The 13,756-nt window shown below is 58.7% G+C and carries 17 protein-coding genes and 1 tRNA gene; 14 read left to right on the top strand and 4 right to left on the bottom strand.

All coding sequences use genetic code 11. The annotated features are described in order from the left end of the window. Positions 1 to 9: 9 nt before the first annotated feature. Positions 10 to 1,419: an efflux transporter outer membrane subunit gene (locus OU994_RS25240; protein ID WP_281608169.1), complete on the top strand. Its 1,410-nt coding sequence runs from the start codon at positions 10 to 12 to the stop codon at positions 1,417 to 1,419. 144 nt (positions 1,420 to 1,563) lie between these two features. Here the strand turns inward: OU994_RS25240 and OU994_RS25235 are convergent, their stop codons facing one another. Further along, the gene (locus OU994_RS25235) at positions 1,564 to 2,058 is read right to left on the bottom strand and encodes a GNAT family N-acetyltransferase (protein WP_281608168.1); all 495 of its coding nucleotides are present in this window, start codon (positions 2,056 to 2,058) and stop codon (positions 1,564 to 1,566) included. 282 nt (positions 2,059 to 2,340) lie between these two features. Here OU994_RS25235 and OU994_RS25230 point away from each other — a divergent pair, with 282 nt between their 5' ends. Beyond that, entirely contained in the window at positions 2,341 to 2,952 is a 612-nt protein-coding gene (locus OU994_RS25230) for a TetR/AcrR family transcriptional regulator (protein ID WP_131144541.1), read from the top strand. Between the two features lie 20 nt (positions 2,953 to 2,972). Further along, complete coding sequence (locus tag OU994_RS25225) at positions 2,973 to 3,680, top strand: fumarylacetoacetate hydrolase family protein (RefSeq protein ID WP_281608167.1); 708 nt, start codon at positions 2,973 to 2,975, stop codon at positions 3,678 to 3,680. Between the two features lie 26 nt (positions 3,681 to 3,706). On the opposite strand, the gene OU994_RS25220 is transcribed toward OU994_RS25225, so the two are convergent. Then, positions 3,707 to 4,540 carry a Sir2 family NAD-dependent protein deacetylase gene (locus OU994_RS25220; protein ID WP_281608166.1) on the bottom strand — a complete coding sequence of 278 codons (834 nt, stop codon included), beginning with the start codon at positions 4,538 to 4,540 and terminating at the stop codon, positions 3,707 to 3,709. A gap of 124 nt (positions 4,541 to 4,664) precedes the next feature. Here OU994_RS25220 and OU994_RS25215 point away from each other — a divergent pair. The 9 genes from OU994_RS25215 (at position 4,665) to OU994_RS25175 (ending at position 10,323) form a co-directional block, all read left to right on the top strand. Next, positions 4,665 to 4,741 (top strand) — tRNA-Pro (locus tag OU994_RS25215). Between the two features lie 287 nt (positions 4,742 to 5,028). Next, entirely contained in the window at positions 5,029 to 6,378 is a 1,350-nt protein-coding gene (locus OU994_RS25210) for a DUF6861 domain-containing protein (RefSeq protein WP_281608165.1), read from the top strand. 4 nt (positions 6,379 to 6,382) lie between these two features. Further along, complete coding sequence (locus tag OU994_RS25205) at positions 6,383 to 6,706, top strand: hypothetical protein (protein ID WP_281608164.1); 324 nt, start codon at positions 6,383 to 6,385, stop codon at positions 6,704 to 6,706. A gap of 823 nt (positions 6,707 to 7,529) precedes the next feature. Next, positions 7,530 to 7,835, top strand: a complete 306-nt coding sequence (locus tag OU994_RS25200) for a hypothetical protein (RefSeq protein ID WP_281608163.1) — start codon at positions 7,530 to 7,532, stop codon at positions 7,833 to 7,835. Positions 7,836 to 8,388: 553 nt separating this feature from the next. Further along, positions 8,389 to 8,520: a hypothetical protein gene (locus OU994_RS25195; RefSeq protein ID WP_281608162.1), complete on the top strand. Its 132-nt coding sequence runs from the start codon at positions 8,389 to 8,391 to the stop codon at positions 8,518 to 8,520. A 220-nt stretch (positions 8,521 to 8,740) separates the two neighbouring features. After that, entirely contained in the window at positions 8,741 to 9,142 is a 402-nt protein-coding gene (locus OU994_RS25190) for a hypothetical protein (protein WP_281608161.1), read from the top strand. A gap of 35 nt (positions 9,143 to 9,177) precedes the next feature. Then, a complete protein-coding gene (locus OU994_RS25185) occupies positions 9,178 to 9,510 on the top strand; it encodes a DUF6861 domain-containing protein (RefSeq protein WP_281608160.1) in 333 nt (110 codons plus the stop codon). Positions 9,511 to 9,601: 91 nt separating this feature from the next. Beyond that, positions 9,602 to 9,889 (top strand): hypothetical protein, encoded by a 288-nt coding sequence (locus OU994_RS25180; RefSeq protein ID WP_281608159.1) that lies wholly within the window; start codon positions 9,602 to 9,604, stop codon positions 9,887 to 9,889. Positions 9,890 to 9,984: 95 nt separating this feature from the next. Continuing rightward, positions 9,985 to 10,323: a hypothetical protein gene (locus OU994_RS25175; protein ID WP_281608158.1), complete on the top strand. Its 339-nt coding sequence runs from the start codon at positions 9,985 to 9,987 to the stop codon at positions 10,321 to 10,323. A 122-nt stretch (positions 10,324 to 10,445) separates the two neighbouring features. Here OU994_RS25175 and OU994_RS25170 read toward each other — a convergent pair whose 3' ends face one another. Beyond that, a complete protein-coding gene (locus tag OU994_RS25170; protein ID WP_281608157.1) occupies positions 10,446 to 12,206 on the bottom strand; it encodes a class I SAM-dependent methyltransferase in 1,761 nt (586 codons plus the stop codon). A 179-nt stretch (positions 12,207 to 12,385) separates the two neighbouring features. On the opposite strand from OU994_RS25170, the gene OU994_RS25165 reads away from it, so the two are divergent. Both OU994_RS25165 and OU994_RS25160 read left to right on the top strand, forming a co-directional pair. After that, complete coding sequence (locus tag OU994_RS25165) at positions 12,386 to 12,658, top strand: hypothetical protein (RefSeq protein WP_281608156.1); 273 nt, start codon at positions 12,386 to 12,388, stop codon at positions 12,656 to 12,658. A 43-nt stretch (positions 12,659 to 12,701) separates the two neighbouring features. Next, positions 12,702 to 13,292 (top strand): hypothetical protein, encoded by a 591-nt coding sequence (locus tag OU994_RS25160; RefSeq protein WP_281608155.1) that lies wholly within the window; start codon positions 12,702 to 12,704, stop codon positions 13,290 to 13,292. A 189-nt stretch (positions 13,293 to 13,481) separates the two neighbouring features. Here OU994_RS25160 and OU994_RS25155 read toward each other — a convergent pair whose 3' ends face one another. Next, a complete protein-coding gene (locus OU994_RS25155; RefSeq protein ID WP_281608154.1) occupies positions 13,482 to 13,754 on the bottom strand; it encodes a hypothetical protein in 273 nt (90 codons plus the stop codon). Between the last annotated feature and the right edge of the window lie 2 nt (positions 13,755 to 13,756).

Below are 13,756 nucleotides of genomic sequence, written 5' to 3'. Positions count from 1 at the left end.
AGTAGAGAAATGACCAAGACTCTGATTACCCTGGCCGTGACCGCGCTGCTGGCCGGTTGCAGCCTGGCGCCGACGTACGAACGGCCCGCGGCACCGGTAACCCCGGCGTGGCCGCAGGGCGACGCATACCAGCCATCCGCGGCCTCCGCGGATGCCAAGGGCGCGTATGACGTGCAATGGCGCGAATTCATCGCCGACGAACAGCTGGAAAAGCTGGTCGAACTGGCGCTGGCCAATAACCGCGACCTGCGCGTGTCGATCCTCAATATCGAAGCCGCGCGCGCCCAGTACGGCGTGCAGCGCGCCGATCGCGTGCCGAACGTGAACGCCAGCGTGGGCCAGACGGCCCAGCGCGTGCCGGCCAACTCGTCGGCGACCGGCGAAGCCTATATCTCGCGCCAGTATTCGGCGGGCCTGGGCATTCCAGCCTTCGAGCTGGATTTCTTCGGCCGGGTGAAGAACCTGTCCGAAGCCGCGCTGCAGCAATACCTGGGCACCGAAGAGGCGCGCCGTTCGCAGCAGATCAGTCTGGTGGCCGAAGTAGCCAATGCCTGGCTGACCCTGGCGGCGGACCAGGAGCGCCTGCGCCTGGCGCAGGACACGCTGAAGAGCCAGCAGATCAGCTATGAGCTCAGCAAGCGCCGCTTCGAAGCGGGCGCCACCTCGGGCCTGGACATGTATGAGGCGCAGACCAGCGTGGAAACGGCGCGCAGCGACGTGGCCGTCTACACCGCCCAGGTGGCGGCGGACCAGAACGCGCTGGCCTTGCTGGCCGGCGCCCCGGTGCCTGCCGAGCTGCTGCCGCAAGGCGCGCTGCAATCGGTGACGCAGCTGGCGGAACTGCCGGAAGGCGTGCCTTCCGAAGTGCTGCAGCGCCGCCCGGACGTGCTGGCCGCCGAGCGCACGCTGCAGGCCAACAACGCCAATATCGGCGTGGCCCGTGCCGCGTTCTTCCCCAGCATTTCGCTGACGGCATCGGCCGGTGCCGCCAGCGGCGACCTGTCGAACCTGTTCAAGGCGGGTGCCGGCACGTGGTCGTTCATCCCGCAACTGAACCTGCCGATCTTCGCCGGCGGCCGCAACCAGGCCAACCTGGACCTGGCCAGGGCCAACCGGGATATCGCGCTGGCGCAGTACGAAAGGGCGATCCAGTCGGCCTTCCGCGAAGTGTCGGATGCGCTGGCCCAGCGCGGCACGATCGATGAGCGCGTGGCGTCGCAGGCCGCGCTGGTGGAAGCTTCCGGCAAGAGCTACCGTATCCACGAGCAGCGTTACCAGAAGGGTGCGGAATCGTACCTGAACGCGCTGGTATCGCAGCGCAACCTGTACGCGGCCCAGCAGACGTATATCAGTGCGCGGCTGGCGAAGGCGTCGAACCAAGTTACTCTTTACAAAGTACTTGGTGGTGGCTGGCAATAAGGCCAGCGAGCCGTTGACGGCAACTGACCCAACGGCATGAACCAGGGGTCCGACCCGGCGGGTCGGACCCCTGATCCTGGTCTGGGGTAGTAATGATGAGCAGCCGCTACGCGCCGCAAAGGCTGGGCCGCGGCTGAACAGCCGTCAGGTCAGCAACGCCGGCATCCACTCCATGCAGAGATACAGGCCGTTGGCTCCGTTGAGCGTGAAGCCGCAGCGCTGGAACAGGCGCTGGGCACGGGTGCCGGGCAGGACGTCCAGCCGCACGGGCACGCGCATGCGCACGCCCTGCGCCTGCAGGCTGCGCAGCAGCCCCAGGCCGATGCCGCGGCTGCGGCACTCCGGCAGCAGGCTGAGGTCGAGGATGCGGATTTCGTCGGAGCCGTAGTTGACGTGCAGCGCGCCGATCGGCCGCTCGCGCTCGACGATGATGGCCACGTCGGCATACGGATAGTACGCATGCAGCTGCGTTTGCCGGGCGCGGAATTGCAGGGCCATCAGCAGGGCCTCCGTGGAGGCGTCGCAAGCCCCCATCCGCTGGTCGGCGGTGCGGGTGCTGGCGAACAGCACTTCCATGAAAACCTGGTCGGCGGCTTCCGCCGGCCGCATTTCGATCGTGCGTGAGGTCCTGGTTGACATGGTCATCCTTGCGCAAGTGGCGGTCGTAGAAAATGATAGCATCCGTGCCGGTGCACGGGCGATCCGTTTGACAAACCGGGGCTGCCAGCCATAGGCCGGTCGCTCGACAACTGATCATGGCATAAAAGCGCGGCTTTCCGCGCCAGGCGTTGTTGCAAATACCCCGGGATAAGTAACTATCCCGGGGCATTTGCGCCTAGCCTGGCACGAAAATCCATCACTTTTATTTGCCACGCCGTTGTCGAGCGACCCGCCGTGCCGCCAGCGCCCCTGAAAGGCAGTATGAGCACTACCGAAAAACGTCATCACGATCCCGAAAAGGCGCGCCACCGGCGCCGCCAGGTACTCGACGCGGCCGCCGCATGCTTCGGCCGCAGCGGCTTCCATGGCGCCAGCATGGCCGAGATCTCGAAGGCCGCCGGCATGAGCGCCGGCCACATCTATAACTACTTTGACAGCAAGGACGCGATCATTGCCGCGTTCGTCGAAGAAAACGTCGAACGCGTGTCGGCATTGATGCGCGGTTTCGAGCTGAAGGAAGACCCGCTGCAGGCGCTGCTCGATGAAGTGCCGCGCAGCGTGCGCGACGACCTCGACCCGCAGACGTGGATCCTGCCGCTGGAAATCACGGCCGAAGCGTCGCGCAATCCGAAGATCGCCGCCGTGGCGCGCGACGCGGACCGCCGCACGCGCGAACTGTTCCGTGTGATCCTGAAGGTGGGGCGCCAGCGCCATGGCCTGTCCGTGGAAGACGCCGTGCTCGACGGGCGGATGAACGCTATCATTGCCATGTTCCAGGGCTTGCCCGTGCGCGCCGTGCACAACCCGGACATGGACCCGGACGTGCTGACCGAATCGTTCCGGCTGGCGCTGCGGGCCCTGCTGTTTACCTGACATCCCATCACGAAAGCACCATGACCGACTACGTTTTTCCTCCGCACCCGGCGGCAGCGCTGGCCATCGACGGCAGCGATGCCCGTTTCCCCGTTCGCCGTGTCTACTGCGTGGGCCGCAACTACGCCGGCCACGCCCGCGAAATGGGTTCGGACCCGAGCCGCGAACCACCATTCTTCTTCAGCAAGCCGGGTGACGTCCACGCCGTGGTGGCGGTGGCACCGGGTAGTACGGCCGAGCTGCCGTTCCCGCCGCGGACGGACAATTTCCACTACGAGTGCGAACTGGTGGTGGCGATCGGCAAGGGCGGCGCCGATATCGCCGTGGAAGACGCGGCAGCGCACATCTTCGGCTATGCGGTCGGCTTCGACATGACGCGCCGCGACCTGCAAGGCAAGATGAAGGATGCCGGCCGGCCCTGGGAAATCGGCAAGGCCTTCGACTTTTCCGCGCCCGTCGGCACGCTGCACCCGGCCGCCACGGTGACGGGCATCGAAGCCGCCGCGATCACCCTGAAGGTCGATGGCGCCACGAAGCAATCCGGCCATGTCGACGAGATGATCTGGTCGATCCCCGAGACGATCGCCAACCTCTCCACCTATTTCACCCTGCAGCCGGGCGACCTGATTTTCACGGGCACGCCGGAAGGCGTGGGCGCCGTGCAGCGTGGCCAGACCCTGGTCGGCCACGTGGATGGCCTGAGCGACATCGCCGTCCGCTTCGTTTAAGGCTCATTCGTCGCTGACAGGCCAGGTCACAGGCGCGCCGCGATGGCCAGCAGGCCCTCGAGCGCGCCGGATGCCAGCCCCACATCCAGCGGCGTCGGCACCTCCGGCTCGCGCGGATTGATCCGCACGAGCCGCCCGCCGCGCCGTATCACCTCCTGGCTGAAGTGCCGTACCGAGGGAATCGCCGTGCCGGCGCCCAATTCGATGACGACGGGCCGCTCGACCTTCTCCAGCCAGCGCGCCAGCCGCGCCGCCTGCCGCTCGCTGCGCTGCTCGATCCAGCCCCAATCGCCGAACATCAGGATGTTCGGGCGCGCCATGCCGCCACAATGCGGGCAGCGGGGCGCCTCGCTCGTCAGTTCGCAGGCTTTTTCGTTGACCTCGGGCGCGAAATCGCGCGCTTCCCAGATCGCGTCGCCGCACGGTTCCAGGCACTGCAGGTGGTGGATCGAACCGTGGCATTCGTAAATCCTGTCCGCGTCGAAGCCGGCTTTCTGGAACTGGCCGTCGACATTGCTGGTGAAGACGTGATAACCGTGCGGCATGCGCCCGGCCCAGCTTTTCAGCAACTGGAACCCCTCGTGCGGGACCGTGTCGCGGTAGAGGTTCAAACGGTGGCCATAGAAGCCCCAGGCCAGCGCTGGATTTTCCCTGAACGTGGCGGGCGAGGCGGCTGTCGTGAAAGCAATGCCGGCCGCGCCGAGGGCAGGGTAGGCGCGCCAGAAGCCTTCGTTGCCGCGGAAGTCGGGCAAGCCGGAATCGACGCCCATGCCGGCGCCGGCGGCCACGATGAGCGCGTCCGCCCGGCGGATCAAGCCGGCAGCGCGGTCGAGCTGAGTGGAAGAGAGTGAAGTCGTCATTGCCGGATTCTAGCGCTGTCCCGGCCTTTCGCGCACGGCGCATCGGTGCCGTTCGGCAAGACTTCTTGGATGCAAATTCGCATGGCAAAAACTCAAACCCCTCTGCTATAATCCGGGCTCTCGTCGGGGCGTAGCGCAGCCTGGTAGCGTACTTGCATGGGGTGCAAGGGGTCGGAGGTTCGAATCCTCTCGCCCCGACCAGAAGAATTAACGATAAGGGCCACTCTTTGAGTGGCCCTTGTTGTTTCTGGCCGTCTTCCGCTACTTCCCATGTGTGGCGACGCGTCCCCTCGTGCCTGATTTGTCCTCACCTCACACCATCAGCTTTCGCCCTGTGCCGTAGCCGCAGAAACAGCGCATTCCCACCAGTCCAGTCGATCTTCAGCTGTTGTGCTCATGATATTATTTTCGTTCTGATACATCCCATGCCTCAGCATTGACCGGCCGCGGCCGCTCACTCACCAGGCGTGACGACCGAGGAGTCAGGCTTGTTACTGGATAATAAAGAGCAAGTGCACTTCTGGCGGGAGCTGGAGCGGGCCGAGCAATGGCTGAGTACGAACGCCGGCGCTGCCGCCGGCCGCGTCTACGACACCATGGGGCGGCCCGGCGAACGCACCTTCGTCAGCTACAGCAACCAGGTGCTTGCGGGTGTAGCCCGGGTCGAAAGGGTGCGACAAGCCCTCGAGCAATCCGGGCCCATGGCAAAACGGCTCGTGGTGGAACAGCTGTCCGGTATCGATCTTTCCGATGTTTGGGAGATCCTGATCGCCGCCTGCAAGGAAATCGCCCTGTACTACGGCGGCTCCGTGGTCGCCGGTGCCGTCGTCGGTGGCGCTGTCGGCAGTCTTGCGTTAGGCGTTGGCGCCGTGCCGGGTGCGATCGCCGGTACCGCGGCCGGCTCCCAAGTCGGCATCTGGGTGCTGACTTTGCTGGGCCTGAAAGAGCTGGCCGTAGGGCTCTGTGCAATGTTTCCAGACGCAATGGAGCATTACCAGCGAGGCTTCCTTGAAGCCTGGGGCGCCGTACCCGACAACCGGCGCGACATCGGGAACAGTGCCGCTCTGCCGACAGGCAATGTTTCTGCCGCCGCGTGGCACATGGCCCAAGGCCATGTCCTTATGGTGACGGCCATCCTGACGGCACTGGTGGCTTATCTCACGGTGGGCCGAGGGAATATTGCCGTGCTGGTGCAGAAGCTCCGGCAGAGCCGGGCGCTGGGGGAGCGGTTTGCACGGTGGGTGAGCGCGAACGAGGGGCGGCTGCTTGCTCATCCGCAGTTGCAGGCGCGGCCGAATAATTCGGTTCCCATGGCGATGGGGGAACCCGTGCCAGGCGGTGGGCGAGGGGCATCTTCCAATACGAAAAGCAGCAATGTTGAGGTTGTTGAGGTTATCAACGGTCCACAAATGATTGCGGCTCGAGATGCGGTGAATCTTGGCGAGTTCAAACGCCTGAATATGATTGATCCTGCTGTTGGGCGGATACGGCCGGGGGAGGCTGGCGCGGCAGCTGAACTCCAGAATTACATGAAAGGGAATTTGGAAAGGGCATTGCCAGGTACTCCAGGTGATTTTATCTTTACGTCTGGCCCAAATGCCGGGAAAACTGTCGACTTTATGCTTACTCCGGATAGCATGGCTCAAGCAGGAAAGATAAATAATTTTTTCGCGAAAAATACTGCTAGATTCTCTGAGCAACTCGGCTTGCACCTGAACAAAGCGGATATTGTACCATTAGATATGAGGTTCTTGACGCCTCATAACCAGGGTTTATTAATGGATATTATAAGTAAACAACCACCCGAGTTGCAGTCGAAAATAATTATTTTGAGGTGAAAAAATGGCCGGTGCAATTTTGGTGACGGAGAAAAATGGTGTGTCGTTGAGTTCGATAGATTTCGATTACATCATTGAAAAAATTCGACCGAATTTTAACGACTCGGAAGAAGACGTTCGAGAAGAGATCTATAGCCCTGTCGATGATGGAGGAATGTCATTCATTTCTCTCGTAGAGCAATGTGCTGAGAGATTCAATGCATTCGTTCGTGCAGCATCAATAGCCTACGAAAATGAAATAAAGGAACAGCCATTTTCGGTCCGCAGAAATTCTTGGGATGAGTTACTAACAGCGCTCCGCTCTGATCCGCGCTATGGAAAGTCGTAGCGAGAATGAATGTTGAATGAACGAATCATTAGGCTCCTGAAGGATGGATATGTCTAACAGAATATCTATCCCATTGTTAAAGATGTCGTTTTCATATATCCGTGCATTTGCCCAGAACGATCAATCGAGGAAGCCTGGTAATGTTGATCTGCTCCGACTCTCACTGCTGATTGATATTGGTCCGAATTAAATTTTCTGTTTTCGGGCGCGAAGTCGAAAGTAAGGCCATTACCTTTTCGGAATCAGGCTATGGGCGACGTTCGGGCGGCAGGGTCGATTTTACTCTGACGTCCCCGGGTGATGAGTTCGCCGAGCGATTTGAGCCAATATACACAGAATGTGTCAAAGAATTGAAACGTGATGATGACATTACCGGCGAATTCCATCCACCTTTTACCGGTGCGATAAGGTACCCGACTTTCGATGAATTCATGAGAATTCCTGAGCCCCAGCGTATGGAAATGATCGATACGTATTTCGTATACGATATTCTCCGGCTTTACTTGCGCGAGGATGCTTCCGATTCTGCTGTCCAGTGGTATGTTCAGAGCATGGATTCGTTGCGGTTGGAAGGCGGGATTTTATCTCTTGGCTGTCGACTCATAAGAAGGGACCGTTAACGCTGGCCGTGATTCCAGATTGCTGGCGGCAGCGAACCAATCATCATTCCTTGGCAGTCAACGAAAATGTATTGGTGCTGGTGAGATCTTCACACTGGCTCACAATATGTGCAATCTGGAGTGATCACATTCAGCAACGATAACGGTATTGTGCTGATCAGCGGGCTCAGTCGGAAACTATTACAATTTTTTCGGTGAGACATTTGAGCAAATATAAACTGCTTGATGGCTTGATGGGTTCTGTTTACAAAGCCGATCTTGGCCTTACTGAAGATGAGGGCAGGGATCTGTATGTGAGGATGCTAGGCGATGCAGATTGGCACACTCGGATAGCGAAGGAAGTCAGCCTTGCATCTTCGGACGCGAAGTTTTCGTGGATAGATTTTTTCGATAAGCATGACCTTTATGCTGCTGATAGCGAGAGGGAGGCCAGAAGGTATGCTGAGAAAATAATCGTCGAGCCGTTGAGGCTCAAGGGGCAATTGGCAGGATGTCGGCGGTTTAAATAGACGATACGAGTGGCAATGCTTTTCCAGCAGATCCATAATGCCGTCCTGATCTTTGGGATAAGTTTATTTAAAAGATGGTTGTCGGTATATCGGATTTTATTATCCGCCGTGGCGAATTCCTTAACGATCCGAAAACACGAAGCCGTGCAGCAGCATGCTGTCGCTTATACTGAGTATGTTGGAGGATTTAGGTCATGATTAGCGAAGTGGCAGCTCGCCAGACTCTCATGCTAAGACAACTGAGCGCAGACCCGAGGATTGGGGTGTTGTGTTTGACGTACATAGTCCCGAGAAGACTTTAGTAGAAGGACCCGTGGTTGTCGTTGTCAACAAGCTGACTGGATCGGTCAGTTTTCTGTAGTTGAGAAAAAGAGTTGAAATTGCTCCGGCAGACGCAGGATGTTGAGAGTTGCATGGCTGAAATCTCACCCTAGCCGAGCGGTTCGCCCACGTCCTGGAAAAAGGGGGACTTAGATTGGCATGCCAGCGAAAGAGCGGTTCGAAAAACTGAACTGGGTTATTAAGCGGCGAAAGCTGGTAGAGGAGGGAAGCCATGACAAAAGTCATTGCGCTTCAGGAACTCATATTTGTATTTGGGCATTGGACCTTGATGATCAGTGCGCCTGAGGTAACCGGGCTGAAAACCGGGGTTGAGCACGCCAACGTGACATACCAATTTTCTTAAAATTAGCATCGAATCCGCTTTGCAAAACACGCTTCGCACGACAGTCGCTTTGCTTGCGAAACTTTTTTCGCCTGTAGCGCGGCGGTTAACAGAGACGTTTTTGCTCTGATGGGGTTGATTTGGAAGTTTCAAAAATTGGCAAAAAGGCTATTGCTGCTTGCCCAACATGTGGCACTTGGACTGCGCTCAATACATATGCGCCAAAGCGCTAGGGCGGGGTATGTTTTCTGAATTTGAGGATTATTTGCGTCAGGGATTTTCGATTAGTTTCTGGTCCAACGAAGGAATTTCCGAAGCCTGTGGAATTTTGAACAAGTTTCCCGTCGAGGATTGGGGTGCTCTTGCTAAAAGGTGGCGTGACAATACCGATATCTGGAAAGTCCGGTGTGCCGAAACTCTCGATTCGCAACCGTCGCAAATCGTGCTGGAAATTTTGCTGGACATGTTGGAGGAAGATGATGAGAAAGTAGTGGTAGCCGCAGCGGATTCGCTCCGCTCTTTATCGCAAGGGGAATTAAAGATTCCGCCAGCAACGTTGGAGCGCATTGTCATTCTCCGAGATCGTTCAGGGGTAGCCGTAAAGGCAGTTTTGTCCGATTTTATCAAGCGCATAACGACTTAAATGGCGCGTGGCACATGGCCCAAGGCCATGTCCTCATGGTGACGGCCATCCTGATGGCACCGGTGGCTTATCTCACGGTGGGCCGAGGGAATATTGCCGTGCTGGTGCAGAAGCTCCGGCAGAGCCGGGCGCTTGGGGAGAGGTTTGCACGGTGGGTAAGCGCGAACGAAGGGCGGCTGCTTGCACATCCGCAGTTGCAGGAGCGGCCGAATAATTCGGTTCCCATGGCGGTGGAGTCGTTGCTGCCTGATAGCGGACGCAGTGCATCGCCCGCACGGACAGGTGCGAAAGTTGATGCCATTGGAGCAAATAGTCAGACTGTCGATCTTCTTCGAAGAACAGGTATGTCGGCGAGTTTTCTGAACTGAAGGTGCCGATGAAAATGCGCTACGTCACACAAGCAGCCGAAGAAGGCGGGGTAGGCCTGAACAATAGATCTGGCCGACTGGATGGTTTCAAATGAAAATCAATAATTCAACGTATATGGATTGGTTAAAAGCTTTGCCTGCTGATGATGGGACTCTTCGTGAGTGTGCATGCCCGGCATGTGGCTCGCTTGGGCTTGCGTACCAATACTTTGGTTTTCGTGATAGTAATTTTGGGTGGAAATTAATCTGGTGTGAAGTTTGCAAACATGGGATCAACATTTCTCGAACAAGAATCCCTGAGAGCGCACATGCCCTCGTTGAGGAAAGTGAACAGGCGGAGTTCAATAGACAACACTCTGAAATTCGACTGATTTCCTAACCGAACCTCATAAAGCTATTGGGGCAAATGACGCAGGCCGGACTGCGACCCATACTGGCGATGTTTATGCGGCCGATTTTGTTGGGGCCGCCGCCTTGGCGGCGTTTGCACTGCCGGCACCTGGGATTTGGCTGGATAACAACGATACCTTCTCCAGTGCGTTAGCCGATGGCTTCATCGTGATCGAGGGTCAAGAGGACAATGATCGATGCTGGGTATCGATCAGTCGTTGCGCTACGGACGTGACCGGCGATGAGGAGTGTTCGCTTCTTGCTGATGTGAAAACTCGGGGGAGCTGGCTCTTTGCGAGGGGTGTCGCCTACGCGTTCTGCAAGGCATGGGGCCGCATTGTGTTCAACGATGCCGGTGAGCTGGATGGGGAAGAACGCTATTCTGCCGAGCCGCTCAAGGAAGCAATACATAGGCTAGCCTGAACCCATCGGTTCGCCAAGTTGGATTTACCTACGATACAAGCGCCAGTGCGGCTGCTCCCTCATGCACGCCAGAGGCCTCCCATGCGAGGCATCCATCAGGGAGGATTCCCTGGATTCCGCTGTCAAACATCAGCCGAACCAGGCGCTTCAATGGACGATGCCGTCTCGCCAGATCTCCCGCCACGCAGCCCCGGCTCCCAAGGCCGCAAGCCCTGATCCTTGCTCAGCCTGATCCGATGAATTTTCATCGCGTCGATGACATCGGCCGTCCCGGGTGAGGCAACGAGCAGCGGCAGCGTCTGCGCCGCTTCCAGGAAGAATCGCTGGCGCGGCTCCTCGCCCCGGTCGATGAACGCAGACGCCCACCACTCGGTGATCCAGTCACTGGCGCGCTCCAGTGCTCCCTGTGTCACCAGCCGGTTGGATTTCTGGATATTGATGTGGCGTGCGGACGGCATCAGGTTCCACGCATCCCCGCAAGGCCAGGCCGCGAATGGAAAGCAATGGTCGATATCGTACTCGTCGCGCAGCCTGGCGCCGGTCCACACGCAGTACACCGGCTTGCCATCAGCGCGAATGCGCTCGACCGCTGCCCTGGCGAAGCCGGTATCGCGAATGGGGTCGGCCCATGTGAGCAGCCGGTGCGCGAGCATGCGCACGTCCGGCACCCGGCCAGCGGAATAGGCTTCGATCAGCCTGACCCACTCGGATACCAGCACCGGCTCGATCCAGACGTTGTAATGCGTCAGCGCCTGCCAGACGTCGAGCGGCACGCGGAAATCGCCGAAGCCGCACAGGAAAGCGTCGTCGATGCGCTGTTGCTGCGGCGTGGAGGTCTGCCGGCGCCGGACGATCTCGAAGATCGGCTTGTCGCTGGATGGCCAGCGCAGGTATCTGCCCGGCATGTCCCGTATCACTTGCGAGATCTCCGACAGGGCGCGATGCAGGTGCCTCGCGGTATCGCCCGTGAACATGGAACCGATGCCCAGTTCGGCGGGAGCGATCTGCCTGAGCGCATGGAAGTTATCGGTGACGAAGCCAGGCCCGGTTCCCAGGCGTGACGCCGGCATCTGCGGCAACTGGTGCTCGATCAGCGGCTTGTACATGCGCAGCCAGAACAGGGACACGAGTCCCAGCGGTACGACCACCGATTCGGCTTCATGGCGCGCCAGGCCCGCCGCCGTGTCGGCGATGCGGGCGATGACACGCAGCAGCGCGATCTTGTACGTGGACGACTTCTCGTCGACCAGGATCAGGTGCCGCAGCAGGGGCAAGGCGCCGAGGCCATCGTCGGGTAGTCCCAGCACGACGCTGGTCCACGAGACATCGCCGCGTCCCAGCTTGTCGGGGCTGTCGCTGGTGCGTACGATACGCAGCCCGAACTGCCGGGCGAGCAAGGACAGCTCCTGCAGCGACACCTCATGCATTGCCCGTTCGGCGTCCGGGATGCCGAGGCGAAGGCTGATGGCGATGCGGCCGTTGGGGGCCAGCAGCGTTGCCAGCTTGCGCAGCGAGCGCTGGCGGTCCGCCGGGTGAACGTGCATCCAGACGGCGGACAGCAGGATGAGATCGAACCTCAGGCCGAGACGGGGTACTTTGGCGAGGTCCGGCAGGCTGTCGGACAGCCATCGGATCCGGCCGGACGGGTGAAGCCGGCGCGCCTGGGCAAGCATGGCCTCGGACGGATCGACGGCAACGACTTCGTAGCCGTTCGCCGCGAACCAGGCGGCATCGCGGCCGGAGCCGGCGCCGACATCGAGCACCATCCCGCCGGGCGGTGGAAGCAGGTCCAGCAAGCCGGCATGCACCTCGCTGAAATCCAGGGATTCGTACTGGCCGGCCAGCCGGGCCGCGTGTTGTTCGTAGAAGGGGATCGACGTCATCGACTGCTGGTGGCCTTTGTATGATTGCGAATTTTTCTAAGATATCGTCATTTTGCTCAATCATCCCCGTTCGCGTGTAGCGGCGATCAATTGCTATATTTCTCCTTATCAAATATAATTTCAAATTGCAAATTATTTGTTGTCGGTTGGCATGCCTCCCATCCCGGCAATATGTCCTCATGAAAACCCAATCTGTCATCCTTGTTCTACTTCTTGTCGCCGGATGCGCCTCATCCACTGGCGTGATCAGCACTGGAAACAATCAATTTATGGTTGCAAGGGAGGACAACGGTCCCGCCGCTTCCCTAGGTGCACTGAAAGCTGCAACCATGCGAGATGCTGCAATGTACTGCTCCAGCCAGGGAAAAACGATGCAGATCCTGCGTGAGACGGATACGCCTCGCTCCTTTGGACAATTTCCGCAGACAACGCTGCACTTCTCCTGTATTTAAAACATTAGCAGCGCTTAACAGGCCTGTGCCGGAGCCATAATCCATGCCCGATCCGATCCCAGTTGAGTCAGGAGTCACGTCGTTCGAACTGAATGGCGCCAGGATCTCGATTCGCCTCCAGGATATCCGAGAACTTTCACTGAGCGATATAGTGAAGTTACTCCATGAATCGCCGAAGCGACAATTGGCGGAGTTGACGCTGTTCGACATGCTACTGCGCGATGGCAAAGACGAGCATGGTGCATTTCGTCATGGTGTATACCTCTTCTTCAACGAAGCCGGCGCTTGCACGTACGTTGGAAAGTGTTCGTCAAGCCATTTTGCGCACCGGATTGGCGGCCATTTCGGTATGTCCCCCAAGTACGGGATGAATACTTATTTGCGGAGGACCGTTAAATCGCTCGGGCTTGATCCTGAAAACTACGGGGATTATGTCAAAGCTCTTCCGTTAATAGGCCATCATCGCCTGTTGCTGATAGATGCGAACAATGCAGGCGCGACGATCATCCGCAGGCTCGAACAAGTCTTTCACCGCGCTCTGCGGCCGACGCTCAATTTTCCCAAAGGATATCCGAGAAATTACAAGACGTTCGATGATGGGGTGACTCTGCAGCAAGCTCTTGAGCTGCAATAGAATGACAGTCGGACAGAGGGGATTCAAAATAGCAGAGCTTGCTAGTTGAGCGGCAAGTCGCGCGACATGTAACGCAACCTGGGCTAAATTTCGATGGCGAATTGACTGGGGCGGCTATAGGAACTGCAGTCTGTACGTGCCGTCTGCTAGCTTTGTACGAGCGTCGTTCCGCACCCCATCATTTATTCATCAATCCGCAGTCGCCTCCAGGCCCCTGGCCAGCACCTCCGCCACAGTCACATTCAAATCCTGCCCCGTCTCGGCGGCCCGCGCCTGCAGCTGCTTTACCAGTTCGCTGTTGAGCTTCACGGCGAACGGCACCAGTCCCAGCGCCTGGTCGCGCTTGCGCTGTTCGCGTTTATCGACGGCGGGTGCAACGGCATTGCCGAACGCGGCGCCTGGTGCCGCAACCTTGCCCATCAGTTTCTTGGCGTCGAATTTTGCCAGATCGGTTTTCTTCACGT

Source organism: Pseudoduganella sp. SL102 (assembly GCF_027856995.1).
In the GTDB taxonomy this organism is placed as follows: Bacteria; Pseudomonadota; Gammaproteobacteria; order Burkholderiales; family Burkholderiaceae_D; genus Rugamonas; species Rugamonas albidiflava.
The sequence above is the reverse complement of the archived record's forward strand: the minus strand, read 5'-3'. Positions and strand labels throughout refer to the sequence as shown.